Annotated in this window: 25 protein-coding genes; 20 read left to right on the plus strand and 5 right to left on the minus strand. The window is 66.9% G+C overall.

Annotated elements, in window-relative coordinates; genetic code table 11:
- The first annotated feature begins 75 nt into the window (after positions 1-75).
- The 18 genes from nth (at position 76) to folD (ending at position 17927) form a co-directional block, all read left to right on the plus strand.
- Entirely contained in the window at positions 76-720 is a 645-nt protein-coding gene (gene nth, locus Q8J98_RS11295; protein ID WP_305294429.1) for an endonuclease III, read from the plus strand.
- Complete coding sequence (locus tag Q8J98_RS11300) at positions 717-1703, plus strand: adenosine kinase (protein WP_305294430.1); 987 nt, start codon at positions 717-719, stop codon at positions 1701-1703. The genes nth and Q8J98_RS11300 overlap by 4 nt, the downstream gene beginning before the upstream one ends.
- Before the next feature lie 130 nt (positions 1704-1833).
- Positions 1834-2466: a hypothetical protein gene (locus Q8J98_RS11305; RefSeq protein ID WP_305294522.1), complete on the plus strand. Its 633-nt coding sequence runs from the start codon at positions 1834-1836 to the stop codon at positions 2464-2466.
- A complete protein-coding gene (locus Q8J98_RS11310) occupies positions 2463-4055 on the plus strand; it encodes a hypothetical protein (protein ID WP_305294431.1) in 1593 nt (530 codons plus the stop codon). The genes Q8J98_RS11305 and Q8J98_RS11310 overlap by 4 nt, the downstream gene beginning before the upstream one ends.
- On the plus strand, positions 4052-4453 hold the full coding sequence (ybgC, locus tag Q8J98_RS11315; protein WP_305294432.1) for a tol-pal system-associated acyl-CoA thioesterase: 402 nt from the start codon (positions 4052-4054) through the stop codon (positions 4451-4453). The genes Q8J98_RS11310 and ybgC overlap by 4 nt, the downstream gene beginning before the upstream one ends.
- A gap of 115 nt (positions 4454-4568) precedes the next feature.
- Complete coding sequence (tolQ, locus tag Q8J98_RS11320) at positions 4569-5267, plus strand: protein TolQ (protein WP_305183012.1); 699 nt, start codon at positions 4569-4571, stop codon at positions 5265-5267.
- A gap of 3 nt (positions 5268-5270) precedes the next feature.
- Entirely contained in the window at positions 5271-5756 is a 486-nt protein-coding gene (locus Q8J98_RS11325) for an ExbD/TolR family protein (protein WP_305294433.1), read from the plus strand.
- Positions 5757-5774: 18 nt separating this feature from the next.
- On the plus strand, positions 5775-6932 hold the full coding sequence (locus tag Q8J98_RS11330) for a cell envelope biogenesis protein TolA (RefSeq protein WP_305294434.1): 1158 nt from the start codon (positions 5775-5777) through the stop codon (positions 6930-6932).
- Positions 6933-6991: 59 nt separating this feature from the next.
- A complete protein-coding gene (gene tolB / locus Q8J98_RS11335) occupies positions 6992-8317 on the plus strand; it encodes a Tol-Pal system beta propeller repeat protein TolB (RefSeq protein ID WP_305294435.1) in 1326 nt (441 codons plus the stop codon).
- 80 nt (positions 8318-8397) lie between these two features.
- Positions 8398-8910, plus strand: coding sequence for a peptidoglycan-associated lipoprotein Pal (gene pal, locus Q8J98_RS11340; protein WP_305294436.1), 513 nt, complete (start codon positions 8398-8400; stop codon positions 8908-8910).
- Positions 8911-8920: 10 nt separating this feature from the next.
- The gene (ybgF, locus tag Q8J98_RS11345; RefSeq protein WP_305294437.1) at positions 8921-9748 is read left to right on the plus strand and encodes a tol-pal system protein YbgF; all 828 of its coding nucleotides are present in this window, start codon (positions 8921-8923) and stop codon (positions 9746-9748) included.
- 14 nt (positions 9749-9762) lie between these two features.
- Positions 9763-10998, plus strand: a complete 1236-nt coding sequence (tilS, locus tag Q8J98_RS11350; RefSeq protein WP_370868084.1) for a tRNA lysidine(34) synthetase TilS — start codon at positions 9763-9765, stop codon at positions 10996-10998.
- Between the two features lie 79 nt (positions 10999-11077).
- Entirely contained in the window at positions 11078-12988 is a 1911-nt protein-coding gene (gene ftsH / locus Q8J98_RS11355; RefSeq protein WP_305183019.1) for an ATP-dependent zinc metalloprotease FtsH, read from the plus strand.
- Between the two features lie 139 nt (positions 12989-13127).
- On the plus strand, positions 13128-14108 hold the full coding sequence (locus Q8J98_RS11360) for a magnesium transporter CorA family protein (protein WP_305183020.1): 981 nt from the start codon (positions 13128-13130) through the stop codon (positions 14106-14108).
- Entirely contained in the window at positions 14105-14875 is a 771-nt protein-coding gene (locus Q8J98_RS11365) for a methyltransferase domain-containing protein (protein WP_305294439.1), read from the plus strand. Before Q8J98_RS11360 ends, Q8J98_RS11365 begins: the two co-directional genes overlap by 4 nt.
- A gap of 113 nt (positions 14876-14988) precedes the next feature.
- On the plus strand, positions 14989-16665 hold the full coding sequence (locus Q8J98_RS11370) for a formate--tetrahydrofolate ligase (RefSeq protein ID WP_305294441.1): 1677 nt from the start codon (positions 14989-14991) through the stop codon (positions 16663-16665).
- Between the two features lie 69 nt (positions 16666-16734).
- On the plus strand, positions 16735-17040 hold the full coding sequence (locus Q8J98_RS11375) for a chorismate mutase (protein WP_305294442.1): 306 nt from the start codon (positions 16735-16737) through the stop codon (positions 17038-17040).
- Positions 17037-17927, plus strand: coding sequence for a bifunctional methylenetetrahydrofolate dehydrogenase/methenyltetrahydrofolate cyclohydrolase FolD (gene folD / locus Q8J98_RS11380; RefSeq protein WP_305294443.1), 891 nt, complete (start codon positions 17037-17039; stop codon positions 17925-17927). Before Q8J98_RS11375 ends, folD begins: the two co-directional genes overlap by 4 nt.
- Positions 17928-17942: 15 nt before the next feature.
- Here the strand turns inward: folD and Q8J98_RS11385 are convergent, their stop codons facing one another.
- Positions 17943-18368: a PaaI family thioesterase gene (locus Q8J98_RS11385; protein ID WP_305294444.1), complete on the minus strand. Its 426-nt coding sequence runs from the start codon at positions 18366-18368 to the stop codon at positions 17943-17945.
- A 120-nt stretch (positions 18369-18488) separates the two neighbouring features.
- Here Q8J98_RS11385 and Q8J98_RS11390 point away from each other — a divergent pair, with 120 nt between their 5' ends.
- Positions 18489-19262, plus strand: coding sequence for a LytTR family DNA-binding domain-containing protein (locus Q8J98_RS11390; protein ID WP_305294445.1), 774 nt, complete (start codon positions 18489-18491; stop codon positions 19260-19262).
- A 15-nt stretch (positions 19263-19277) separates the two neighbouring features.
- Here the strand turns inward: Q8J98_RS11390 and pdeM are convergent, their stop codons facing one another.
- Both pdeM and Q8J98_RS11400 read right to left on the minus strand, forming a co-directional pair.
- On the minus strand, positions 19278-19940 hold the full coding sequence (gene pdeM / locus Q8J98_RS11395; RefSeq protein WP_305294446.1) for a ligase-associated DNA damage response endonuclease PdeM: 663 nt from the start codon (positions 19938-19940) through the stop codon (positions 19278-19280).
- A gap of 105 nt (positions 19941-20045) precedes the next feature.
- Positions 20046-22430: a ligase-associated DNA damage response DEXH box helicase gene (locus tag Q8J98_RS11400; protein WP_305294447.1), complete on the minus strand. Its 2385-nt coding sequence runs from the start codon at positions 22428-22430 to the stop codon at positions 20046-20048.
- Positions 22431-22670: 240 nt separating this feature from the next.
- On the opposite strand from Q8J98_RS11400, the gene Q8J98_RS11405 reads away from it, so the two are divergent.
- Positions 22671-23141, plus strand: coding sequence for a DUF1203 domain-containing protein (locus Q8J98_RS11405; RefSeq protein ID WP_305294448.1), 471 nt, complete (start codon positions 22671-22673; stop codon positions 23139-23141).
- Between the two features lie 4 nt (positions 23142-23145).
- Here the strand turns inward: Q8J98_RS11405 and Q8J98_RS11410 are convergent, their stop codons facing one another.
- Entirely contained in the window at positions 23146-23955 is an 810-nt protein-coding gene (locus Q8J98_RS11410; RefSeq protein ID WP_305294449.1) for a tetratricopeptide repeat protein, read from the minus strand.
- A gap of 222 nt (positions 23956-24177) precedes the next feature.
- A complete protein-coding gene (locus tag Q8J98_RS11415) occupies positions 24178-25293 on the minus strand; it encodes a tetratricopeptide repeat protein (protein ID WP_305294450.1) in 1116 nt (371 codons plus the stop codon).
- Positions 25294-25309: the final 16 nt, after the last annotated feature.

Consider the following 25309-nt stretch of genomic DNA (forward strand, 5'->3'; position numbering starts at 1 on the left):
AAAAAGAACGTGCGCAATTTGCTGAAAACACGCGTGGCCCTTGCCAGCGGCGGCATCGGGCGGCATAGGGGGCAGATGCGCCGAGCCCTTGATTTCGCCCGCCAGACAGAAATTTTCCGCCGCTTTCAGGCGGCCAATCCGGCACCTGCGGGCGAGCTGGAACATGCCGATGCCTTCACGCTTCTGGTTGCCGTTGTGCTCAGCGCCCAGGCCACCGATGCGGGCGTGAACAAGGCCACGCGCGGGCTTTTCGCGCGCGCCGCGACACCTGCGGCAATGGTCGCGCTTGGCGAAGAGCGGCTGGTCGAGGCGATCAGGACGATCGGGCTGTTCCGGCAAAAGGCGCGCAATGTCATCGCGCTCAGCCAGATCCTGATCGAGCGCTACGCGGGCACGGTGCCGGATTCGCGCGCAGCCTTGCAGGCGCTTCCCGGCGTCGGCCGCAAGACCGCCAACGTGGTGCTGAACATCGCCTTCCGTCACCCCGCGCAAGCGGTCGATACGCATGTTTTCCGGGTCGCCAACCGCACCGGCATAGCGCCGGGGCGCGACGTGCTGGCGGTTGAGCGGGCGCTGGAGGATAACCTGCCGGTGCAGTTTCAGCGCCACGCGCACCACTGGCTGATCCTGCACGGGCGCTATATCTGCACCGCCCGCCAGCCGCGCTGTGGCAGCTGCCCGATCTCCGACATCTGCCTTTTCGAGGAGAAGACCCCGTGACCCGGTATCAGGTGGTCGGCATCGGCAATGCCATCGTCGATGTGCTCAGCCAGACCGACGATGACTTTCTTGAACACATGGGCATCACCAAAGGTGTGATGCAGTTGATCGAACGCGAGCGCGCCGAGGCGCTTTATGCCGCGATGGATGCGCGCACCCAGGCACCCGGCGGATCGGTCGCCAACACGCTTGCGGGGCTTGGCAACCTCGGGCTTTCCACCGCCTTCATCGGGCGGGTGCGCGATGATGCCCTGGGCCGCTTTTACGCCCGCTCGATGGCGGGCGAGGGCACCGATTTTGTCAACGCACCGGTGGCGGGGGGCGAGTTGCCGACCTCGCGCAGCATGATCTTCGTGACCGCCGACGGCGAGCGGTCGATGAATACCTACCTTGGCATTTCAGCCGAGCTTGGCCCCGATGATGTTGCAGAAGTAGTGGCAGGCAGCGCGCAACTGCTGTTTCTGGAGGGGTATCTGTTCGACAAGGACAAGGGCAAGGCGGCCTTTCTCAAGGCGGTCAAGGCCTGCCATGGCGGCGGTGGTCGCGCCGGTGTCGCGCTTTCAGACCCGTTCTGCGTTGACCGCCACCGCGCCGATTTTCGCCGCCTGGTGCGCGACGAGATGGATTACGTGATCGGCAACGAGCATGAATGGGAGGCGCTTTATCAGTGCGGCCTTGATGCCGCGCTGGCGCAGGCGGCAAGCGATTGCGCGATGGTGGTCTGCACCCGGTCGGGGGCTGATGTGGTGCTGATCGGGCAGGGCGAGCGGGTGACGGTGCCGGTGCACCGGGTGGTGCCGGTTGATGCCACCGGGGCGGGCGATCAGTTCGCGGCGGGGTTCCTTTACGGCTACGCTTCGGGGCAACACCTGGCTGTCGCGGGCCGCATGGGCTGCCTTGCCGCCAGCGAGGTCATCAGCCATTTCGGCGCGCGCCCGGAAACCGACGTGAAGGCGATGTTCCGCAGCCACGGGTTGATCTGAAGCGCGGGGCGGCGGGCTTGGGCCCCGCCGGGGCCGCGCGCCCGCCGCCGCTGCCGCAGGCGCGATGATGGCCGTGGCGCGGGGGCCGGGCCGGGGCGTGGATATTTGGGCTGAAGCAGCGGGGGCGGCGGTGCAGGCAGGCGAGGTCGAGGCGCATTTCCGGCACGGCGACGGGGGCTACAGGTTCGCGCGCTGGGGGCGGCCGATCGTGCCGGTGGTTTTCGGGGTCGATGACGCGACGCTTGCCGTGGTCAAGGGCGCGATCGAGGCGGTGGTGGCGCTGGCCCGGCACCGGATGGCCGAAACCGACCCGGATCTTGGTGCCAACCTGATGCTGTTTTTCCTGCGCGACTGGGAAGAGTTGCTGGCGGTGCCGGGGCTGGCGGCAATGCTGGGCGATGTGCCTGCGCTGGTGGCGCGGCTGAACGCGCAGGCGGCGAACCAGTATCGAAGCTTCCGTTTCGACAGCGGCGGCGCGATCAAGGCCGGTTTTGCCTTCGTGCGGATGGATGCGGCGCTTGCCGCGCTGCCCGCCGAAACCCTGGCGCTCGGGCAGGCGGTGCAGATGATCCTAGCCTGGGGCGAGGGGGCCTTTGCCCTGCGCCCGGCGCTGGCCGAGGTGCGGGGGGTGGCAGTGTTGCGCGCGCCGGTGGCGGCGCTGATCCGGGCGGGCTATGATGCGGCACTGCCCGCCGCCGCGCGTGATCCCAGCCACGCGCTGCGGCTGGCGGCGCGGGTGGCGGTTCAGGGGGGTGCGGGGTGAGCGATCTGGCCGGGTTCGGGGAATTGTGGCCGGCCGAGCAGCGGCTGGTGGCGTGGTTGCAGGCGGGCAACCGCGAGGCGTTCGTGGTGTCGCCCGCGCTGCCGGGGCCGGATGCACCGCGCGAGGCGCGGCTGCGCGCCTCGTTCCTGCGGGCGCTGGCGCTGGGCGGGTTCGAGGATTGCAAGGTTTCGGAAAAGGGGCTGCGGGTTTGGGGTGCGGTGATCGAGGGCGACGGGCCGGAGGGGGCCGAGACGCGCGGGCTTGACCTTGAAGGCTGCACGCTGGCGGGCGATCTGGGGCTGTTTCATTGCCACTTCGCCGACATGGTTCTGCTGCGCGGGGCGCGGCTGCAAAGCCTGTTCCTCAATGGATCGGTGCTGGCGCAGGGGCTTGGCGGCGATGGGCTTGAGGCGCGGGGCGGGGTGTTTTTGCGCGGCGTGAAAGCGACGGGCGAAGTGCGGCTGCTGGGGGCGAAGCTCGGCGGCGACCTTGACTGCACGGGGGCGCAGTTCACGGCGGGCGAGGGTGGCGAGGCGCTGAACGCCGACGGGATTGAGGCGCGACGTGCGCTTCTGAGCTCCGTGAAAGCAAAAGGCGAAGTGCGGCTGCTGGGGGCGAAGCTCGGCGGCGATCTTGATTGCTCAGCGGCGGAGTTCTCGGCGAGCAAGGACGGGCGGGCGCTGACCGTGCAAGGTGCGCAGATAACCGGTGTGTTTTTTCTGCGTGAAGGCGCGAAGGTCAAAGGCCGGCTCGACCTGACCGCTGCCGAAATCGGGATCATCGTTGACGACCCCGCGTGCTGGCCGGGGCCGGGCAATCTGGTCCTTGATCGCTGCCGCTACGGGGCATTTACCGGGAAAGCCCCAGTCGATGCAAAAACGCGTCTGCGTTGGCTGGCGCTGCAAGACCCGGCGCGGTTCAAACAGGAGTTCTGGCCGCAGCCCTATGAGGAATGCGCGCGGGTGCTGCGCGAGATGGGGCATCAGGGTGATGCCCGCAAGATATTGATCGAGAAGGAACGGTTGCAGCGCCGGGCGCGGCGGGCGCGGATCAACCGCTTTCACCCGAAACGTTGGGCCTATCTGGTGGCCGACGCATTGCTGGCCATCACCGTTCGCTATGGCCGCGAGCCGCTTTGGGCATTTGCCTGGCTTGCGGGCATACTCCTGATCGGCTGGGGCGCATTTGGCTATGCCGCAAGCGCTGGAGCGATCAAGCCGAACCTGCCGCAAATTCAGCGCGCGCCGGAATGGGTGCTCTGCGGGTTTGCCAGTGATGCGCGGCGGCATGTTCCGAGCCTCGGGCGCATCGTTTCGGGCCGGGCGGCACCGGGCGAAACCCAGCTTGCCTGTTTCCAGCGCCAGCCCGAGGGGCGGGCTTATCCGCGCTTCAGCGCCTTCGTCTATTCCGCCGATACGCTGATCCCGGTGGTCGCGCTCGAGATGCAAAGCTACTGGATCCCCGATGACAGCTCGGCGCGGGGTGCTGCGGCGCGGGTTTACCTTTGGCTGCACATTGCCGCGGGCTGGGGGCTGACGCTGCTTGCCGTGGCCGGGTTTTCGGGGCTTATCAAGATGGACAGCAAATGACCCATACGCTTTCGATCCGCGTCTATTACGAAGATACCGACCTTGCGGGCATCGTCTATTACGCCAATTACCTCAAGTTCATCGAGCGCGGCCGCAGCGAGTGGATCGCGGCGCTCGGGGTCGATCAGATGGCGCTCCGGCGCGATCAGGGGGTGGTGTTCGCGGTGCGCCGGGTGGTGGCAGACTACCTCAAGCCCGCGCATTTCGGCGAGGTGCTGACCGTCACCAGCCGCCTGACCGCCGTCAGCGGCGCGCGCTTCGAGATGGCGCAGCAGGTGCGGCGCGGCGACGCGGTGCTGTTTGCCGCCGATGTCACCTGCGTCTGCATCGGCGCAAGTGGCGCTGCCGCGCGGATTCCGGCGGAAATTCGCCAAAGATTGGCGCAGGATCTCGGCTGAGGCGGCATCTTGGCGCGCATCTGACGCAGATGTGTTGGCTTTCCCCTTCCCCGCGTGTAATTTGCCTGCCAATCAGAGCCGCAGATAACGCGGCCCATAAGGCGAGCAGAGACCGATGGAACCAAGCACCCTTGCCGCAGCGCAAGAGATCGATTTTTCGTTGCTGGCGATTTTCGCCCGCGCGTCACTGACCGTTCAGCTGGTGATGCTGTTGCTGACACTGGCCAGCTTCTGGTCGTGGTCGATCATCATCCGCAAGTTCATCTCCTATCGTCTGGCGCGGCGCGAGGCGGGGGTGTTCGACCGCGCCTTCTGGTCGGGCGAGCCGCTGGATGAGTTGTTCGACGCGATCGGCGCGGCACCTGCGGGGGCGTCGCAAAAGATCTTCGCGGCGGGCATGCTCGAATGGCGGCGCAGCCACCGCCAAGACGGCGGGCTGATTGCCGGGGCGCAGGCGCGCATCGACCGCTCGATGGATGTGGCGATTGCCAAGGAAAGCGAGCATCTGAACGCCGGGCTGCCGTTTCTGGCCACGGTCGGTTCCACCGCGCCATTCGTCGGGCTTTTCGGCACCGTCTGGGGCATCAAGGTGGCGTTCGAGGGCATCGCGATTTCGCAAAACACCTCATTGGCGGTGGTGGCACCGGGCATTTCCGAGGCGCTGATGGCAACCGGTCTTGGCTTGCTGGCGGCAATTCCGGCAGTGGTCGCCTACAACAAGCTTTCGGCAGACAGCGACCGCATCACCTCGGGCTACGAGGCGTTTGCCGACGAATTCGCCACCATCCTGTCGCGCCAGCTGGACGCGGACTAGGCGATGGGCGCGGGCGTGATGAAAAAGGCGGGCGGCGGGAGGCGCAGGCGGCGGTCTGGGCACCGTCGTCATGCCGCGATGAGCGAGATCAACGTGACCCCGTTCGTCGATGTGATGCTGGTGCTCCTGATCATCTTCATGGTTGCGGCACCGCTGCTGACCGTGGGGGTGCCGCTGGAACTGCCCAAGACCGCCGCCCGCGCCGTGCCCGCCGAGCAGGAAGAACCGCTGACGATTTCGCTGACCCTCGACGGGCAGATCATGGTGATGAACACGCCGGTGCCGGACGCCGAACTGATCGGGCGGTTGCGCGCAGTGGCGGCGGAGCGCGTCAGCGACAAACTCTTTCTGCGCGCAGACGGTGCCATTCCCTATGAGCGCGTGGTGCAGGTGATGGGGGCTTTGAACAACGCGGGCTATTCCAACATCGTGCTGGTGACCGATGCGGGCGGCCCGGGCTTTGCCGGGCAGACCGCGCCGGGCAACTAGGGCGGGCAAGGGCAGCGAATGCCGATGGACAAGGCGGACAGGATCGGCACGGGCCTCTCGGCGGCGCTCCATATCGGGGTGATCGCCTGGGTTGCCTTTGGCGGTGCCCTGCTGCGCCCGCGCCATGCGCCACCGGTGCAGATGACCGAGGTTTCGGTGATGTCCGAGGCCGAATTCATGGCGATGACCGCCGCCGCGCCAAGGCTGGCGGAGGCACCGGCAACCGAGCCACAGGTGCCGCAGGCCGATGCCGCATCGCCGCCACCGACGGCAGAGGCCCCGCCGCCGACCCCGGGCCTTGCCGAGCCTTTGGCCGAACCGCTGGCCGAACCGCTGCCAACCCCGCCCGAGCCGCTGCCGCAACTGGCCGAGGTGCCCGATGCGCCGCCCGCGCCGCCCTTGCCTCCGGTCGAGGTCGCCTCGCCGCGGTTGACCCCCGAGGTCAGCCCGGTGCCCGAGCAGCGCCCGGTGACGCGGGTGGCACCCACGCCCGCCGCCGCGCCGCCGCCCGACGCGGCGGTTGCCGATATCCCCGTGGCCGCCGTTACGCCGGAGGAGAACCCGGCGGCAGAGCCGGTGCCCGACCCGCCGCAAGCCGCCGCGGCACCGCCCGAGGCGACCACCGAGATTGTCACCGAGGCGACGCCGACCGAGGCCGAGCCGCTCAGTTCCGCGCCGCTCAGCGCGCCACGCCCGCAGGCAAGACCAAAGCGCCCCCCTGCCGCAGTCGCAGCGGCAACGCCCGCGCCGCCGCGCCCGGCCGCACCCGATGCGGTGGCGGCAGCCCTTGCCGAGGCGATGGCCGCGCCCGCCGCGACCGGCACCGGCGGTGTTGGCCGCGCGCCAACCGGCCCGCCGTTGACCGCGGGCGAAAAGGATGCGCTGGTGCTGGCGGTGAAGGCGTGCTGGAACGTTGGCGCGCTTTCCACCGATGCGCTGCGCACCACGGTGACGATCAGTGTTGACATGCAGCCCGACGGCCGCCCGAACGCCGCCTCGATCCGGCGGATTTCGGCGGAGGGCGGCACCGAAGCCTCGGCGGCCTTGGCATTCGATGCCGGTCGCCGCGCCATTCTGCGCTGCGGTGCGAACGGCTTCGCGCTGCCCAGCGAGAAATACGACCAGTGGGCGACAATTGAAATCGTCTTCAATCCCGAAAAAATGAGGATGAAGTGATGCGCGGACCCGGCCATAGTGGCACCAACCGACCCAACCCGACAAAAGGGATTTGCCTGATGCACCTCGGCCCCCTGCTTTTCATCGTGCTCGCCCTTGTGGCGCTGGCCCCGGCTCCCGTCGCGCTGGCCCAAAGCGGGCCGCTGCGCATCGAAATCACCGAAGGTGTGATCGAGCCTTTGCCCTATGCAGTGCCGCTGTTCATTGCCGAAACCCCGGATGCCGCGCAATATGCCGCAGACATCACCGCGGTGGTGACAAGCGATCTGACCGGAACCGGCCTTTTCCGCGACATTCCCGCCAGCGCCCATATCGCCCGGATCACCAGTTTTGACGCGCCGGTCGCCTATGCAGACTGGAAAGCGATCAATGCACAGGCGCTGGTCGTTGGCGCGGTATCGGTGTCGAACGGGCGGGTGACGGTGAAATTCCGCCTGTACGACGTGTTTTCGGGCACCGAAATGGTCGGCCAGCAGCTTGGTGGCTCGGCGACAAGCTGGCGGCGGATTGCGCACAAGGTGGCCGATGCCGCCTATTCGGCAATCACCGGAGAGGGGGCCTATTTCGACAGCCGGGTGGTCTTCGTCTCTGAAACCGGGGCCAAGGGGGCGCGGCAAAAGCGGCTGGCGGTGATGGATTACGATGGTGCCAACCTGCAATACCTGACCGATTCAAGCACCATCGTGCTTTCGCCACGGTTTTCGCCCACCGGCGACAGGGTGCTCTACACCACCTTCGAAACCGGCTTCCCGCGCATCAAGCTGATCGATGTGGCGGCGGTTTCGGGGCGGTTTCTGGCCGATCAGCCCGGCACCATGACCTTTTCCCCGCGGTTCTCGCCCGATGGCGCGCGGGTGGTCTATTCGCTTGAACAAGGCGGCAATACCGACCTTTGGGTGATGGACATCGCTTCGGGCGCTGCCTCGCGGCTGACCAACACGCCGGGCATTGAAACCGCGCCGTCGCTGTCACCCGATGGCAGCCAGATCGTGTTCGAATCCGATCGCTCGGGCACCCAGCAGCTTTACATCATGCCGGTTGCAGGTGGCGAGGCGGCGCGAATCTCGTTTGGGGATGGTCGCTACAGCACCCCGGTCTGGTCGCCGCGTGGCGACCTCATCGCCTTTACCAAGCAAACGCCGGGCCGTTTCCACATCGGCGTAATGCGCACCGATGGCAGCGAAGAGCGGCTGTTGACCGCCTCTTTCCTCGACGAGGGGCCGACCTGGGCACCGAATGGCCGGGTCATCATGTTCACCCGCGAAACCCCCGGTGCGGCGGGCGAGGTGCGGCTTTATTCGGTCGATATCTCGGGGCGCAACCTCAAGCTGGTGCCCACCCCCGGCCCGGCATCCGACCCGGCCTGGTCGCCGTTACAACCCTGACCCCGCGCCGGATTTCCAAGCCTGCGCCAACCTGTTAGACTGACTGCAATCGAGCCAACAAGAAACAAGGCGGAACCACCATGACCCTGATCACCAAATCGCTTCTGATCGTCGCCGCCCTCGGGCTGGCGGCGTGCAACAACCCTGACCGTTTCGGCACCGGCGCTGGCGCTGGCGGCGCGGGCGGCATTTCGACCTCGCCGCTCGGCAATCCGTCAGATCCGCGCTCGCCGGCCTATTTCATGCAGACGGTGGGCGACAAGGTGCTGTTCGCGGTCGATCAATCGACGCTGGCCCCCGAAGCGCGCAACATCCTTTCCGGGCAGGCGCTTTGGCTGACCCAGAACCCGCAATATTCGGCGATCATCGAAGGCCATGCCGACGAGCAGGGCACCCGCGAATACAACCTCGCCCTTGGCGCGCGGCGCGCAAATGCGGTGCAGGAATTCCTGATTTCGCAAGGCGTTGCGCCGAACCGCCTGCGCACCGTGTCCTATGGCAAGGAGCGCCCGCTGGCGGTATGTTCGACCGAAAGTTGCTACGCGCAGAACCGCCGCGCGCTGACCGTGGTTTCGCTTGGCGCGGGCGTTTGAGGGGGTGAAGATGCGGCGATTGGGCGTGCTTGCGGTCTGTCTTGCGCTGGCCTCACCGGCGTTGGCGCAAGGCAATGCCCAGTCGCTGGCCTCCATTCGCGCCGAACTGGGCGCGCTTGCCACCGCGCTTGAGGGTCTGCGCGCCGAGTTGATCGGCGGTGGTGGTGCCGGGCTCGTCGCGGCGGGCGGCGTTGGTGCGCTGGCGCGGATGGACGCGATCGAGGCGGCGCTGGTGCGGCTGACGGCGCAAAGCGAGGCGCTGGAGAACCGCATCAACCGGGTGGTCGCCGATGGCACCAACCGGCTTGGCGATCTGGAGTTCCGGCTTTGCGAACTGGAACCCGGCTGCGATATTTCCAAGGTCGGAGCGACGCCGCTTTTGGGTGGCGGTGCGGTGGCGGCAAATGGCGGCGGTGCCTCTGGCGCGGGGGTGACCGGATCGGCCCCGGCGCTGGCAATGAGCGAGCAGGCCGATTTCGACCGCGCCAAGGCGGCGCTCGATGCGGGCGAATACGCGCGCGCAGCCGAGTTGTTTGCTGTGTTCAACACCACTTACACCGGCGGTCCGCTGACTGCCGACGCGCAATTCTATCGTGGCCAGGCGTTGCAGGCTGCGGGCGATGTTGCGGGGGCCGCGCGCGCCTGGCTCGAAGGCTTTGCCGGGGCACCCGACGGGCCGCGCGCGCCGGAAAGCCTGTTGATGCTCGGCCGGGCGCTTGCCGATCTGCAACAGGTGCCCGAGGCCTGCGCGATGCTGACCGAGGTCGGCTTGCGCTTTCCCGGAGCCGCTGCCGCGACCGAGGCGGGCGCGATGATGCGCACGCTGAACTGCCAGTGACCCAGTTGCCCGCGCTGCCGCTTGCGGCGCGCCTTGCCGCCGCTCTGCCGCCCGGTCGCTTTGCGCGGCTGGGCGTTGCGGTTTCAGGGGGCGGCGACAGCATCGCGCTGATGCACCTTCTGGCAGAGCATCGCGCCGCAGGTGGCCCCGAGCCGGTGGTGGTTTCGCTCGACCACGGTTTGCGGCCCGAGGCCGCGGCAGAGGTGGCCGGGGTGATGCGCGCCGCGGCGGCGCTTGGGCTGGTGCACCGGGCGCTGGTCTGGCGCGGATGGGACGGGCACGGCAACCTGATGCAGGCGGCGCGGCGCGCGCGCTACCGGCTGATCGCCGATTGGGCACGCGACGAGGGCCTGCCCGCCGTGGCACTGGGCCATACCGCCGACGACCAGGCCGAGACCTTCTTCATGCGGCTGGCGCGCGGGGCCGGGGTTGACGGGCTTTCGGGCATGGCCTCCGAGCGGGTTGCTGAGGGCATGCTCTGGCTGCGGCCGCTCTTGGAGAGTACCCGGGCCGAATTGCGCGGCTGGCTTGGGGCGCGTGGACTCGGTTGGGTTGATGACCCCAGCAACGAAAACGCGGCATACGAACGGATTCGCGCCCGCGCCGCGCTCGCAGCCCTTGCGCCGCTCGGCATTACCGCCACCGGAGTCGCCGAAGTGACCCAGCATTTGCGCGAGGTGCGCGCGGCGCTGGTGGTGCAAACGCACGCCGCAGCGGCGGCTTTGGCGCGCGTCGAGGCGGTCGAGGTGCTGATCGACCGTGCCGGGCTGGAGGCGCTGCCCGCCGAGGTGCGACGCCGCCTGCTTGCCCATGCCCTGCGCTGGATCGCGGGCAGCGAATACGCGCCGCGCGGCCCGGCGCTGGCCGGGTTCGCCGAGGCTGCGGGTGCCGGTACCACCGCCACGCTGCACGGCTGCCTGGCTCTGCCCGAGGGGCCGCTGCTGCGGCTCTGCCGCGAGGCGTCCGCCGCTTCGGGCGCGGTGCCACCGGGGGCGCTTTGGGACGGGCGCTGGCGCATCACCGGGCCGGACGCCCCCGGCTGCGAGGTGCGCGCGCTTGGCGAGGCGGGGCTGCGGCTTTGCCCCGACTGGCGCGCATCACGCCGCCCGCGTGCCGCCCTTGCCGCCGATCCTGCGCTTTGGCGTGGGCCGGATCTGGTGGCGGCTCCGCTTGCCGGTTTCGCCAATGGCTGGCGCGCAGAACCCGCCCGCAACGGCGATGATTTCCTCGCTTCGCTTTTCGTGCATTGAACCTTCTGGCCGAATGCCTATTTTCACTTGCAACGGACGCGCGCCACGGGTGTGCGCCAGGTACATGGGAGGATACCCATTGGGTAACGTGCGCAACATCGCCTTCTGGGTCGTGCTGTTCTTGCTGATACTTGCCTTGTTCAACCTGTTCAGCGGCGGGCAGGGCACCCTGAGCGCGCGCTCGGTCAGCTATTCCGACTTTCTGACCCGAGTGCAGACCGGCGGCGTGGAAAGCGTGGTGCTCGATGGCGAGCAGGTGGTTTTCCGCGGCAAGGACGGGGTGCAATACACCACCATCAAGCCCGAAGCCGACCAGATCACTGAAAAGCTGATCGCCAACGGCATCGAGGTGAAGGTCGAGGCGCAAAAGCAATCGGGCTTCATGTCGATCCTTGGCGTCTGGTTGCCCTTTCTGGTGCTGATCGGCATCTGGATATTTTTCATGAACCGGATGCAGGGTGGCGGCAAAGGCGGCGCGATGGGCTTTGGCAAATCCAAGGCCAAGCTCTTGACCGAGAAGAACGGGCGAGTCACCTTTGATGATGTTGCAGGCATTGACGAGGCCAAGGAAGAACTTGAGGAGATCGTCGAGTTTCTGCGCAACCCGCAGAAATTTTCGCGGCTCGGCGGCAAGATCCCCAAGGGGGCGCTGCTTGTGGGCCCGCCCGGCACCGGCAAGACCCTGCTGGCCCGCGCCATCGCGGGCGAGGCGGGGGTGCCATTCTTCACCATTTCCGGTTCCGATTTTGTCGAAATGTTCGTAGGCGTCGGCGCAAGCCGGGTGCGCGACATGTTCGAACAGGCCAAGAAGAACGCGCCCTGCATCGTGTTCATAGACGAAATCGACGCGGTGGGCCGTTCGCGCGGCATCGGCATTGGCGGCGGCAATGACGAACGCGAACAGACGCTGAACCAGCTTCTGGTCGAAATGGACGGGTTCGAGGCCAACGAGGGTGTGATCATCGTGGCCGCCACCAACCGCAAGGATGTGCTCGACCCGGCGCTGCTGCGCCCCGGCCGCTTTGACCGCCAGATCCATGTGCCGAACCCCGACATCAAGGGCCGCGAGAAAATCCTGCAGGTGCACGCCCGCAAGGTGCCGCAGGGGCCCGATGTGGAACTGCGGCTGATCGCCCGTGGCACCCCCGGCTTTTCCGGTGCCGACCTTGCCAACCTGGTCAACGAAGCGGCGCTGATGGCGGCGCGGATCGGGCGGCGGTTCGTGACGATGGAAGACTTCGAGCAGGCGAAGGACAAGGTGATGCTGGGGGTCGAGCGCCGCTCGATGGTGCTCACACCCGAGCAGAAGGAAAAGACCGCCTACCATGAGGCTGGCCACGCCGTTGTCGGCATGGCGATGCCGAAATGCGACCCGGTTTACAAGGCCACGATCATTCCGCGCGGTGCAGCACTTGGCATGGTTGTCAGCCTGCCCGAGATGGACCGGCTGAACATGCACAAGGATGAGGCCAAGCAGCGCATCGCGATGACCATGGCAGGCAAGGCCGCCGAAATCATCAAATACGGCGAAGAGGGGGTTTCGAACGGCCCGGCGGGTGACATTCAGCAGGCCAGCCAGCTGGCGCGTGCCATGGTGATGCGCTGGGGCATGTCCGACAAGGTTGGCAGCATCGACTACGCCGAGGCGCACGAAGGCTATTCCGGCTCTACCGGCGGCTTCTCGGTGTCGGCGGCGACCAAGGAGCTGATCGAGACCGAAGTGAAGGATCTGATCGATGAGGGCTATACGGCGGCGCGCGCCATTCTGATCGAGAAGGCCGAGGAATGGGAGCGGCTGGCCAAAGGCCTGCTCGAATACGAAACCCTGACCGGCGAAGAAATCGCGCGCATCACCCGCGGCGAGACGCTTGGTGGCGATGACACGAGCGCGCAGCCGCCGACCGGCAACGTGCCGTCGGTTATGGCGGTTCCGCGTACCAAGCCCACCGCGCCCAAGGGCAGCGGCCACGCCCCCGAACCCAGCGCCTGAAGCCATTCGCCAGCGCGAAGCGCCGGCCCATGCCTGAGGGGCTGGACAGCGGGCGCGCGCCCGGTTAGGGGGCGTTTGCCAGCGGTTCCTGCCCCAAGCCGGGTGCCCGCAGGCCGGAGCAACGGCGGAGGAGGGCGCGATGATCACCACCTATATTGTGCGCAACGGCCTGCTGACCACCTATGACGGCCCGCCCGGGGCGATTCTCGCCGCCGACGAGGTGCTCTGGCACGACATGCAGGCCCCCACGCTTGAGGAAGAGCACCAGCTTGAGACCCTGCTCGGTGTCGAGATCCCCACCCGCGAGGAGATGGAAGAGATCGAAGCTTCCTCGCGGCTTTACACCGAAGGCGGTGCCTTCTTTCTGACCGCCAGCGTGGTTGCCAACGCGCATAGCGAAGCCCCGCAACTGGCCCCCGTCACCTTCATTCTTTCGGGAAACCGGCTGGTGACGGTGCGCTATCACGCGCCGCGCTCGTTCGCCACGTTCCGCCAGCGCGCCGCCAAGGCTGATCTTGGCATCCGCTCCGGCACGACGCTTTTGATTGCGATCTTCGAAACCGTCACCGACCGCCTCGCCGACATTCTGGAGGCCGCAGCCCGGCGGCACGACGATATCTCGCGCGACGTTTTCGTTTCCGGTGCGCGCAGCCCGGAACAGCGCAACCAGCTTTCGCAGATACTGGAGCGCATCGGTCAGGCCGAAGACATGAACGCCAAGATCAAGGAAAGCCTCGCCACGCTCGATCGGGTGATCGGCTTTTTCTCGCTGGCACCCGATGCCAAGAAGGGTGCCGCAGATCGGCGCTCGCGCATCAAGACCGTCGCGCGCGACCTGCGTTCGCTTGCCGATTACGCCAATGCGCAGACCCAGAAGATCACCTTTCTGCTCGATGCGACACTTGGCATGGTCAACATCGAGCAAAACGGCATCATCAAGATTTTCTCGGTGGCTGCGGTGGTATTCCTGCCGCCCACGCTGATCGCCTCGATCTACGGCATGAACTTCCGCTTCATGCCCGAACTCGACTGGCAATTGGGCTATCCTTTCGCGCTCGGGCTACAGGTGCTGTCGGCGGTGCTGCCCTACCTCTATTTCAAGCGTAAAGGCTGGTTGTGAGCGATTGGAACCCCGAGGCCTATGCCCGTTTTCGCGGGCTGCGCCTCCGTCCCGCGCTCGATCTGCTGGAGCAGGTGGGCAGGCTGCCAAAGGGCGACGTGATAGACCTCGGCTGCGGCAGTGGCGCTGTTGGCCCGGCGCTGGCTGCGCGGTTTGAAGACCGCAGGATCATTGGCATTGATACCTCGCCTGCGATGCTGTCAGAGGCGGCGGCAACCGGTGCCTACAAGCGGTGCGACGCCGACGATATTGCCATATGGCACCCCGCCAGACCCCCGGCACTGATCTTTTCCAACGCAGCGCTGCACTGGCTGCCCGACCACGCCGCGCTGATGCCGCGGCTTGCCGCCTTGCTGCCGCCGGGCGGGGTTCTGGCGGTGCAGATGCCGCGCCAGCACGATGCGCCAAGCCACCGTCTGCTGCGTGCGATTGCTGCCGAGATGTTCCCCGACCGCTTCGATTTTTCGCTCTGGAAGCCGCCGGTGATGGCCGCACCTGACTATGCCCGCCTGCTCGCCGCCCTTGGCCGCGCGGAGGTGTGGGAGAGCGAATACACCCAACGCCTAGCGGCTGAAGCGAGCGCCCACCCGGTGCGGATCTTTACCCAATCCACCGCGATGCGACCCATGGCCGAAAAGCTGGGCCCTGCCGAACAGGCCGCTTTTGTCGCGCGCTACGAGGCGGCACTGGCACTGGCTTACCCGGCCGAGGCTGATGGGTCGGTGTTCATGCCGTTTCGCCGCCTGTTCTTTGTTCTGACCGTGTAGAGGGTTTCCGGCGGGCGGCGCATCCTTTCGCTTTCATGTCGCAAACGCGCTTTCCTGCGGCCTGTAACTGGCTAGTCTGCGCCAAACCCCGATGCCTCTGGAGGGCTTCCCCCGTGACCGTCAAAACCGACATCGAAATTGCCCGCGCCGCGAAGAAACTCCCGATCTCCCAGATCGGCGCGAAACTTGGCATTCCCGTGGAATCGCTCATTCCCTATGGTCACGACAAGGCCAAGGTGGACCGCGAATTCATCGCCGGGCTGGAAGGGCGCGCAGAGGGCAAGCTGATCCTTGTCACCGCGATCAACCCGACCCCGGCGGGCGAGGGCAAGACCACCACCACCGTCGGGCTTGGCGATGCGCTGGCGCGGATCGGCAAGAAATCCGCCATCTGCATCCGCGAGGCAAGCCTTGGCCCCAACTTCGGCATGAAGGGCGGCGCGGCGGGCGGCGGCTATGCGCAGATCGTGCCGATGGAAGAGATGAACCTGCATTTCACCGGCGATTTTCACGCGATCACCTCGGCGCACAACCTGCTGACGGCGATGATCGACAACCACATCTACTGGGGAAATTCGCTGGAAATCGACGAGCGCCGCATTGTCTGGCGGCGGGTGATGGACATGAACGACCGCGCGCTGCGTGACATGGTTGTGGGGCTTGGCGGGGTTTCCAACGGCTTTGCGCGGCAAACCGGATTTGACATCACCGTGGCTTCCGAAGTGATGGCGATTCTGTGCCTGTCGAACGACCTTGAAGACCTGCAAGAGCGCCTTGGTCGCATCGTGGTGGCCTATCGGCGCGACAAGTCCCCGGTTTACTGCCGCGACATCAAGGCCGATGGCGCGATGACGGTCTTGCTCAAGGATGCGATGCAGCCGAACCTCGTGCAGACGCTGGAAAACACCCCCGCCTTTGTACACGGCGGCCCGTTTGCCAACATCGCGCATGGCTGCAACTCGGTCATCGCCACCCAGACGGCACTTCGGTTGGCCGACTATGTGGTGACCGAGGCGGGCTTCGGTGCCGACCTTGGTGCCGAGAAGTTCTTTGACATCAAGTGTCGCAAGGCCGGGCTGAAACCTGCGGCGGCGGTGATTGTCGCCACCGTGCGGGCGATGAAGATGAACGGTGGCGTCGCCAAGGCCGACCTCGGGGCCGAAAACGTGGCCGCCGTGACCAAGGGCTGCCCGAACCTTGGCCGCCATATTGCCAACGTCAAAGGCTTTGGCGTGCCGGTTGTGGTGGCGATCAACCATTTCACCTCCGACACCGAGGCCGAGATTGCGGCGGTAAAGGAATATGTCGCCCGTCAGGGTGCCGAGGCGGTGCTTTGCCACCACTGGGCCAAGGGCGGCGAGGGTGCCGAGGAACTGGCGCAAAAGGTGGTGGCGCTGGCCGAGAGCGGTGCCGGTGCCTTTGCCCCGCTTTACCCCGATGAAATGGGGCTCTTTGACAAGATCGACACCATCGCGCGGCGCATCTACCACGCGGGCGAAGTAATCGCCGACAAGTCGATCCGCGACCAGTTGCGGGCATGGGAAGCGGCGGGCTACGGGCACTTTCCGGTCTGCATGGCAAAGACGCAATACAGCTTCTCGACCGACCCGAACCTGCGCGGGGCCCCCTCCGGGCACACCCTGCCGATCCGCGAAGTCCGGCTTTCCGCCGGTGCGGGCTTCATCGTGGTGATCTGCGGCGAGATCATGACCATGCCGGGCCTGCCCAAGGTGCCCTCGGCCGAGACCATCGGGCTTGATGACACAGGGCTGGTGGTGGGCCTGTTCTGAGGCGCGGGGCTTGAGCCTGCGGCGGAAACCGGGCATTAGCCCCGCATCCGAAGTCTCGGGAGCCTGCCGATGAAATCGCCCGCCCAGATTGCCAGCATGGCCGAATTGCGCGCCGAGATCGACCTGCTCGATGCCGCATTGGTGGCGGCACTCGCGGATCGCGCGCGGCTGATCGACCGCGCGGCAGAGCTGAAGCGTGCCGAGGGCATGGCGGCGCTGGTGCCGGAACGGGTGGCCGAGGTGCTGGCGCATGTGCGAAGCGAAGCCGTGGCGCGCGGCCTCGACCCGGCTCTGGCCGAGGCGCTCTGGCGACAGATCATCGACTGGGCGATTGCCCGCGAGGAAGAAGCTCTGGCAAGGGGAAAAGACGCATGAGCGCAACCATTATCGACGGCAAGGCCTTTGCGGCAAAGCTGCGGGGCAAGGTGGCCGAGCACGTCGCGCGGCTGAAGGCCGATTTCGGCATTGCGCCGGGGCTTGCGGTGGTGCTGGTGGGCACCGATCCGGCCTCCGAGGTCTATGTGCGTAACAAGGGCATTGCTTCGCGCGAAACCGGGATGAACAGCTTCGAGCACAAATTGCCCGCCGATGTCACCACCGCAGCCCTTTATGCGCTGATCGACCGGCTGAACGCCGACCCGACCGTGCACGGCATTCTGGTGCAGTTCCCGGTTCCCGCGCATTTGAGCGAAACCGAGATCGTGGCACGGATCGACCCTGCCAAGGATGTGGACGGGCTGCATATTCTCAACGCGGGGCTCCTGGCCTCGGGCGGCAAGGCGATGGTTTCCTGCACCCCGCTTGGCTGCCTGATGCTCCTGCGCGACCAGCTTGGCAGCCTTTCGGGCATGAACGCCGTGGTCGTTGGCCGCTCGAACCTTGTCGGCAAGCCGATGGCGCAGCTTTTGTTGCGCGAAAGTTGCACCGTGACCATCGCGCATTCGCGCACCCGCGAGCTTGCTTCGGTTTGCCGGGGTGCCGACATTCTGGTGGCGGCGGTAGGACGGCCGCAGATGATCACCGGCGATTTCATCAGACCCGGCGCTACGGTGATCGACGTCGGCATCAACCGCGTGACACACGAGGGCAAGACCCGGCTTGTGGGTGATGTCGATTTTGCCAGCGCGGTGCAGGTGGCAGGGGCGATCACCCCGGTGCCGGGCGGCGTTGGCCCGATGACCATTGCTTGCCTTCTGGCCAATACCGTCACCGCCGCCTGCCGCGCCAATGACCTTCCCGAACCCGAGGGGCTGACCGCCTGAGCGCGGTAACACCGCTCACGCCTGATCTACCGGCACCATCGTGCCTTGCAATACCGCAACCAGCCTGCGGCATCCGTCCGCGGCCTCAGCTTCGACCTCGGCGGTCACCACGTCCAGCCTCCGCCCCGCCTTGACCACCCGCCCGCGCGCGATCAGCCGCACCCCCACCGCGGGTGCCACAAGGTTGATCTTCATCTCGGCGGTCATCACTTCGCGCTCCGGTTCCATCACCGTCAGCGCCGCATAGCCCGCCGCCGTGTCGCCAAGCGCGAAGGTCACACCGGCATGACCCGCGCCATGCTGCTGGCCCATCTGCGGCAAGAGCGGCGCCGAGATTTCGCAGCACCCGCTTTCCGCCGCGACAATCTGCGCGCCGATCGTGCGCATCATTGCCTGCTGGGCGAAACTGGCGGCGATGCGTGGCAAAACGGGGTAGGGCATGGCGGGCTCCTTGCAGCTACCGCGATCAAAGCCCCGGCGGCGCGTGCTGGCAACAGTGTTGCGCGATTGTGAGCGAACGAGTAGCACAGTTGCAGGGCAATGCATTTGAGCTCGAGGTTGATGGCCTCTTTTTTTCAACAATGGAAAGCAAATCTGCTTTTCCCGGCGGCGCCCGTAATCTGGGCTGCGATTTCGTTTTTTGGCATTATCGCCGGGCCGTTCGGAACCCTCAACTCGCTGTCGCTGGAACTTCGGCTGGTGTTCTGGCCGGGACTGATCGCTGTTGCGATTTTGCTTGGCACAGGCGTGCGCACGCTGGTGGAGAGTGTTTTCGGACTGCGGCATTTTGCCGCACAGGCACCGGTGCTGGCGGCTCTGGTAACGCTGCTGCTCGCGCCGCCGTTGCAATCTATCGCTGCCGAGCTGGTTGACAGCGAAATCACCCCGGCACCCGGGCTGGTCGAGCTATCGCTTCTCGTTTTTGCCGCATCGATGGGCGTCAGCGCCATCCGGTTTGCGCTGGCACCGCAGAAAAACGTCGTTGCGCCGCCCTCCGGGGCGGGCGAACCGCGCCTTTATGCCCGCTTGCCGGTGGAGATGCGCGCGCCGCTGCTGCGTCTTTCTGTGCGCGATCATTATGTGGATGTGGTGACCGAGGCCGGCACCACCGCGGTGCTGATCCGGTTGGGTGATGCAATCACCGAGGTCGGGGGCATTCCTGGCACCCGGGTGCACCGCTCGCATTGGGTTGCGGCGTCGGCGGTCAGGCTTTCCACGTCGGCTTCGGGCAAGGCGGTGTTGCAGCTCAGCGATGGCAGCAAGGTGCCGGTATCCAAAACCTATCGGGCGGCGGTGCAGGTGATGCTCGATGGCATCGGAGCGGGCGGCAGCTGAACCTGCATCGCAGCGTCAGCCGGGTCTCGGCATCGGCATCGGCAGCACAAGCGCCTGTGCCCCGGTCAGCACGGCCACGGTGCCTGGCTGCATCAGCCCTGTCAGAACCGGGTCGGTGCATCTCAGCCCGCCGGTATAGGCACCGAAAGCGGGCATGATGACGCGCCGCTGGTCGATCAGGAAACAGGGGCGCTGGGTGCCACCAAGCCGCGCCTTGGGGTGAAAATGCCCTGAAACTTCGCCTGCCGCAGCTTCGGCCTCGGCAATGTGCCGAAATTGCAGCGACCCGCGCGCCAGCTCGGCCACATGGGTTCCGCCGATTGCCAGTGGTCCGGGGTCATGGTTGCCCGCGACCCAGACCCATTCCCGCCCCGCCATAAGTCGCGCCAGCCAGAGCGCCTCGGGCGCGGGCATGTCCGCCGCCTCCAGATCGTCGAAACTGTCGCCAAGGCAGACAACACCGGCGGGATCAAGCGCCGCAATCTCGGCATCAAGCCGCGCCAGCGTCGCTGCGGTGTCATAGGGGGGAAGCAGCGCCCCGCCGCGTCGGGCAATACGCTCGGCTTTGCCGAAATGCAGGTCCGATACTACCAGAAGCCGCTGCGCCTCCCACCAGAGCGTGCCCGTGCCCCGCGCCAAAAGCGCCGTCCCCGCCAGTTCGAACCGGTATCCGCGCATTCCCGCCCCTGCACCTGCCACCGCGATACTCCCGAAGACCGCAGAGTTCCACGCCCGGCATGGCCTGCCTTGGCAAAACACCCTGCGGGGTTTGGAAAGCCCCCCCTACTGCAACCCCGCCGCTGCCATCAGCCGCGCCGCTTCTGCCTCCATCAGCCGCTCGCGCCCCGCGCCCTGAACCGCCACCTTGCCCATCTCGAGCAGCAGCGGTGCGGCAAGCGGCGGCACCCGCGCGATGCGCCGCAACTCAACCCGCCCGGCAAACTGCGCCAGCATCGCTTCCAGACGCCCCGCATCGACCATACCGACAAGCGCCGCGTCGCGGGCGATGCGCAGCATCAGGTGGCCGGGGTCATGGCGGGCGAGCGTGTCGTAAAGAATATCCGACGAAAAGGCGGCCTGCCGCCCGCTCTTGCGTTTGCCGGGCAGGTTGCGCTGAATCAGCCCCGCCACGGTCGCCACCGGCCGAAAGGCGCGTTTCATCACCGAGGTTTGCTCGAACCACTCCGCCAACCCCTCGCGCAGCGCTTCCGGTTGCATGAGGCGCGCGGCGTCGCGCAGAGGTTCCAGACCCCAGATCAGCACCGCGCAATCCGATGCGACGAAACCCAAGGGTGCCAGACCAAGCGCCTCCATCCGCCGGGTCAGCACCATGCCAAGCGTCTGCATGGCTCCGCGCCCGGCAAAACCCCAGAAGCAGGCGTATTCGAGCCCCTCATGCGGGAAACTCTCGACCAGCATGGACGCGGCATCCGGCAAAGCGGAAACCTCGGCTTGCAGCGCCAGCCAGTCGCGGGTGTGGGCGGGCAAATCCGGGTCCCGCGCGCCGATCAGCTCAAGAATTCGCGCCGAAAGCCGCGTGGAGGTGGAAAACTTCGACCCTGAGAAAACCGCGATCTTCGGCCGGCGCGCGGCGGAATGGCTGACCTCCACGGTCAGCTCGTTCAATCCCTCGAAGCGAACCACCTGACCGCCGATCAGAAAGCTGTCGCCGGGCGAAAGGGTGGCGGCAAAGGCTTCCTCGATCTCGCCCAGGGGGGTGCCGCCGCGCCGCATCCGGACCTTCATCGTCTCGGTTTCCACTATGGTGCCGATGTTCATGCGCAGATCGCGGGCGCTGCGCGGGTCGCGCAGGGTCCAGCGGCCATCGCGCTGCATCAGCCGGTGCCAGCGGTCATAGGCGCGCAGGGCGTAGCCGCCGGTGGCGCAGAAATCGAGGCAGGCATCGAAATCGGCGCGGCTGAGCGCCGCATAGGGCCCGGCCCGGCGCAGTTCGGCAAAAAGCGCCTCGGCGTCGAATGGCCCGGCGCAAGCGGTCAGTGCGAGGTGCTGGCAGAGCACGTCGAGCGCGCCGGGAGGGCGCGGCTCGCCGTCAAGCTCGCGCGCCCGCACGGCGGCAAGTGCGGCCCAGCATTCGATCACTTCAAAGCGGTTGGCGGGCACGAGGAAGGCCTTTGAAGGGGCTCCGGCGCGGTGATTGGCCCGCCCGATCCGCTGCACCAGTCGCTTCACGTTTTTCGGCGCGCCCACCTGAATGACAAGATCCACCGCGCCCCAGTCAAGCCCGAGATCGAGGCTTCCGGTGGCCACAACCGCGCGCAACTCTCCCGCCGCCATTGCCGCCTCGGTGAGCGCGCGCGCCTCGCGGTCAAGGCTGCCATGGTGAATGCCGATCGGCAGGTTCTCGCTGTTGGCCAGCCAGAGCGCATGGAAGAAAAGTTCCGCCTGGGCGCGGGTGTTGTGGAAGATGATGGTGGTGCGGTGCGCCCTGACCTCGGCCAGAATCTCGGCAATCGCGTAGCGCCCGCCGCCGCCCGCCCAGGGCGGCGGGGCGGTGGCAAGCATCGCGATATCGGGCTCGGGGCCAGGATCGGCGGCCAGCACCTCGCAGCCTACGGGCGCGAAAAAGCGGGCGAGGGCAGCGGGGTCTTCAACGGTCGCCGACAGCCCGACCCGGCGCAAACCGGGCGCGAGGCCTTGCAGCCGCGCGAGGCCAAGCATCAACTGATCGCCGCGCTTGCTTTCGGCGAGCGCGTGGATTTCATCAACCACCACCCGCCTGAGGCCGCCAAAAATACGCGGTGCATCGGGGTAGCTGAGCAGCAAGGCAAGGCTTTCGGGCGTGGTCAGCAGGATATGCGGCGGGGCGGCGCGCTGGTTCCGGCGGCTGTGGGCCGAGGTGTCGCCGGTGCGGTCTTCAATGCGGATGGCCAGGCCCATTTCGGCGACCGGCGCGGTCAGGTTGCGGCGAATATCGACCGCCAAAGCCTTCAGCGGCGAAATGTAGAGGGTGTGCAGGCCGGGCTCCGGCTGGGCCCCGAGCTCTGCGAGGCTTGGCAGGAACCCGGCAAGGGTTTTGCCGCTGCCGGTGGGGGCGATGAGCAGTGTTGCCGGCCGCCCCGCGCACGCCAGCATTGCCGCCTGATGCGGGTGAAGCTGCCAACCTCGGGTGGCGAGCCAGCGGGCAAGGGGGGCAGGAAGCGGCGACATGCGGGCAGTCTAGGCGATGGCGTCGGGCGGGGAAAGGGCGGCGGCGCGTGGCGGCTGGGTGCTGGCGAACTTTCAACACGTTGAAATTGCAGGATAGACGTTCCGGGCACCAGGGAGTGAACCTGTTGCCGGCAACCGAGCGCGCGCCACGCGGCGGCGAGGCAGGATTGCGCAGGTTCCGGGTCGCGCCGGACTGCTGCGGCGGGCAGGGTGGCGCGGAGCTTGCAAACCGGAGTAGCCATGACCCGCATCAGATTTGTCGCCCTGCCCACTGCCGCCGTCCGTGCCTTGCAGGCGGGTGGCCCGGATGCCAACGGCCAGCCGCCCGAGCGGGTGCTGGCGGAGGGCGGCGGAAACCCCTGCCGCCATTGCCTGCGGCTGATCGCAGAGGGCGCGCCGATGCTGATACTGGCGTATCGCCCGTTTCCGAAGCCCCAGCCCTATGCGGAAATCGGCCCGATCTTCCTGCATGCCGGGCCCTGCGAGCCCGCCACACCCGGCCACGAACTGCCGCAAATCCTCGCCTCGCCGGACTACATCCTGCGTGGCTATGGCACGAATGACCGCATCGTTTATGGCAGCGGCGGCGTGGTGGCGCGCGAGGCCATCGCGGCACGGGCGGCGGAGCTGCTGGCCGATCCTGCGATTGCCTATGTGCACATCCGCTCGGCGCGGAACAACTGCTACCAGTGCCGGGTGGAGCGGGGGTAGGGGGTCAATCGCAACGGGTATAGTTGGAGGCAAGGCATTCCCGCGCCCGCCGCTGGGCCTCGGAGATGTCAGCGGGGGTCATACTTGCGGCAAGGAGGTCGCGCAGGGCGGGGGCAATGGAGCTGCCATTTGCACCCGCGATGTTGGCCCACATGTGGGCGGCGATGGGGTCTTGCAGGGCACCCCAGCCCAAGAGGTACAAACGCGAGAGGTTTTTCTGGGCCTCAGCGTTGCCCTGATCAGCGGCCAGACGGTAGAGCCGCGCGGCCTCGGCATAGTCCTGCGGCACGCCTTTGCCGTCGTCGTACATAAGCGCCAAGTTGTTTTGCGCACCGGCATCGCCCTGATCGGCGGCCAATCGGTAAAGCCGCGCAGCTTCGGCGTAGTCTTGCGCGACGCCCTGGCCGATGTCGTACATGACGGCGAGGCTGGTTTGCGCTTGGGGAAAGCCCTGATCGGCAGCAAGCCGATAGAGCCGGGCCGCTTCCGTGTGATCTTGCGGCACGCCCAAGCCGTTCGCAAAACTTACGCCGAGGTTGTATTGCGCAAGGGCAAAGCCCTGTTCCGCCGCGAGGCGGTAGAGTCGTGCCGCCTCTGCATAATCCAGCGGCACTCCCTTTCCTTCCGCATACATGAGACCAAGGAAGAATTGCCCCTCTGCATCGCCGCTTTCGGCCAGCGATGACCATTCCGCGACTGCGGCCCTGTAGTCGCCCCTCTCATACGCCGCCACACCCGCCGCGAAATCCGCCCTTGCCCCCTGCGCCAGAAGCCCCAGCCCGATCACGCCCGCCAAAACCCACGCCCTGCGCATCGCACCCCCTCCGCCGCCGCCATGGCCGCAAGGCTACCCCGCCGCCGCCCCTCGTGCAAATCGCTGAATGCCGCTGCAACCGCGCCTCAGCAGGTCACGAAGCCCGACAAAGCGCAGCTTGCGGCGCGGCGGCGGGCCTTGTCGGCCTCGGCTTCGCCCATGAGCACATCCGCGCGGCCCGCAACAACTGTTGCCAGTGTCGGCTGGAGCGGGGCCGGGGGCTCAGTCGCAGCGTGTGTAGGCGGCGGCGAGGCACTCCCGCGCGCGGCGCTGGGCCTCGGTCAGGTCGGCGGGGGAGAGGGTGGCGGCGATTTCGTCGCGCAGGGTGGGGGCGGTCTCGTTGCCGTTGGTGCTCGCGATATTGGCCCACATGTGGGCGGTCATGGGGGCATGTGGTACGCCGATGCCGTCAAGGTGCAGGATCGCCAGAACATATTGCGCATCGGCCAGCCCCAGCCCTGCGGCGGCGCGGAAGAACCGCGCGGCCTCGGCATAGTCCTGCGCCACGCCAAGCCCATCGACATGCGCCCATCCGAGACTGTTCATCGCGCCGGCATGACCCTGCCCGGCGGCAAGGTGCCACAGACGGGCGGCCTCGGCATGGTCCTGCGGCACGCCCATGCCGTCGGAAAACATGAGGCCAAGGTTGAACTGCGCGCGCGGGTGGCCCTGGCTGGCCGCGAGGCCGTACTGACGCGCGGCAGTTTCCGGGTCTGCTGCCATCCCCATGCCCTGCGCGCTCATCACGCCCAGATTGAACTGCGCCTCGGCATGACCCTGCCCGGCGGCAAGGCGGAACATGCGCACCGCCTCGACGTGGTCTTGTGGCATGCCCTGGCCCTCGGCGTGCATCACCCCGAGGTTGAACTGCGCAGCGGCAATGCCCTGATCGGCGGCGCGGCGGTAAAGCATGGCGGCCTGGGCGAAATCCTGCGGCACACCCTGGCCTGTAGCGTGGAGCTGCCCAAGGCGCGTCTGCGACAGCGCATCGCCCTGCTCGGCGGCCAGACGAAACAGGCGCACCGCCTCGGCAAGGTCCTGCGGCAAACCGCGACCTTCGGCCAGCAGAATGGCGAGATTGACCTGGGCTTTTGCATCACCTTGGTCGGCAGCAAGGCGGTAGAGTCGCGCCGCGCCCGGCAGGTCGGGATCCATGCCGGTGCCTTGCTCGTACATTACACCGAGATTGAACTGGGCCAAGGCATTGCCTTCGCGCGCCAGCGGTTCCCATTCGGCGCGCGCAGCCTGATAGTCGCCCGCCATCAGCGCTGCGAGGCCTTGCAGAAAATCCGCAGCACTTGCCCGCCCTGGCGCAGCCAACAGAGCAAATGCCGCCATTAACAGCCATGCCGCC

The sequence above is a fragment of the Phaeovulum sp. genome, from assembly GCF_030684035.1.
GTDB lineage: Bacteria > Pseudomonadota > Alphaproteobacteria > Rhodobacterales > Rhodobacteraceae > UBA6213.

Bases quoted from the DNA above. Each gene is read 5' to 3' on its own strand.
- nth (WP_305294429.1), top strand. From the start codon at position 76: ATGCGCCGAGCCCTTGATTTCGCCCGCCAGACAGAAATTTTCCGCCGC.
- ybgC (WP_305294432.1), top strand. From the start codon at position 4,052: ATGACCCATACGCTTTCGATCCGCGTCTATTACGAAGATACCGACCTT.
- tolQ (WP_305183012.1), top strand. From the start codon at position 4,569: ATGGAACCAAGCACCCTTGCCGCAGCGCAAGAGATCGATTTTTCGTTG.
- Q8J98_RS11325 (WP_305294433.1), top strand. From the start codon at position 5,271: ATGGGCGCGGGCGTGATGAAAAAGGCGGGCGGCGGGAGGCGCAGGCGG.
- Q8J98_RS11330 (WP_305294434.1), top strand. From the start codon at position 5,775: ATGCCGATGGACAAGGCGGACAGGATCGGCACGGGCCTCTCGGCGGCG.
- tolB (WP_305294435.1), top strand. From the start codon at position 6,992: ATGCACCTCGGCCCCCTGCTTTTCATCGTGCTCGCCCTTGTGGCGCTG.
- pal (WP_305294436.1), top strand. From the start codon at position 8,398: ATGACCCTGATCACCAAATCGCTTCTGATCGTCGCCGCCCTCGGGCTG.
- ybgF (WP_305294437.1), top strand. From the start codon at position 8,921: ATGCGGCGATTGGGCGTGCTTGCGGTCTGTCTTGCGCTGGCCTCACCG.
- Q8J98_RS11360 (WP_305183020.1), top strand. From the start codon at position 13,128: ATGATCACCACCTATATTGTGCGCAACGGCCTGCTGACCACCTATGAC.
- Q8J98_RS11375 (WP_305294442.1), top strand. From the start codon at position 16,735: ATGAAATCGCCCGCCCAGATTGCCAGCATGGCCGAATTGCGCGCCGAG.
- folD (WP_305294443.1), top strand. From the start codon at position 17,037: ATGAGCGCAACCATTATCGACGGCAAGGCCTTTGCGGCAAAGCTGCGG.
- Q8J98_RS11385 (WP_305294444.1), bottom strand. From the start codon at position 18,368: ATGCCCTACCCCGTTTTGCCACGCATCGCCGCCAGTTTCGCCCAGCAG.
- Q8J98_RS11390 (WP_305294445.1), top strand. From the start codon at position 18,489: ATGGCCTCTTTTTTTCAACAATGGAAAGCAAATCTGCTTTTCCCGGCG.
- pdeM (WP_305294446.1), bottom strand. From the start codon at position 19,940: ATGCGCGGATACCGGTTCGAACTGGCGGGGACGGCGCTTTTGGCGCGG.
- Q8J98_RS11400 (WP_305294447.1), bottom strand. From the start codon at position 22,430: ATGTCGCCGCTTCCTGCCCCCCTTGCCCGCTGGCTCGCCACCCGAGGT.
- Q8J98_RS11405 (WP_305294448.1), top strand. From the start codon at position 22,671: ATGACCCGCATCAGATTTGTCGCCCTGCCCACTGCCGCCGTCCGTGCC.
- Q8J98_RS11410 (WP_305294449.1), bottom strand. From the start codon at position 23,955: ATGCGCAGGGCGTGGGTTTTGGCGGGCGTGATCGGGCTGGGGCTTCTG.
- Q8J98_RS11415 (WP_305294450.1), bottom strand. From the start codon at position 25,293: ATGGCGGCATTTGCTCTGTTGGCTGCGCCAGGGCGGGCAAGTGCTGCG.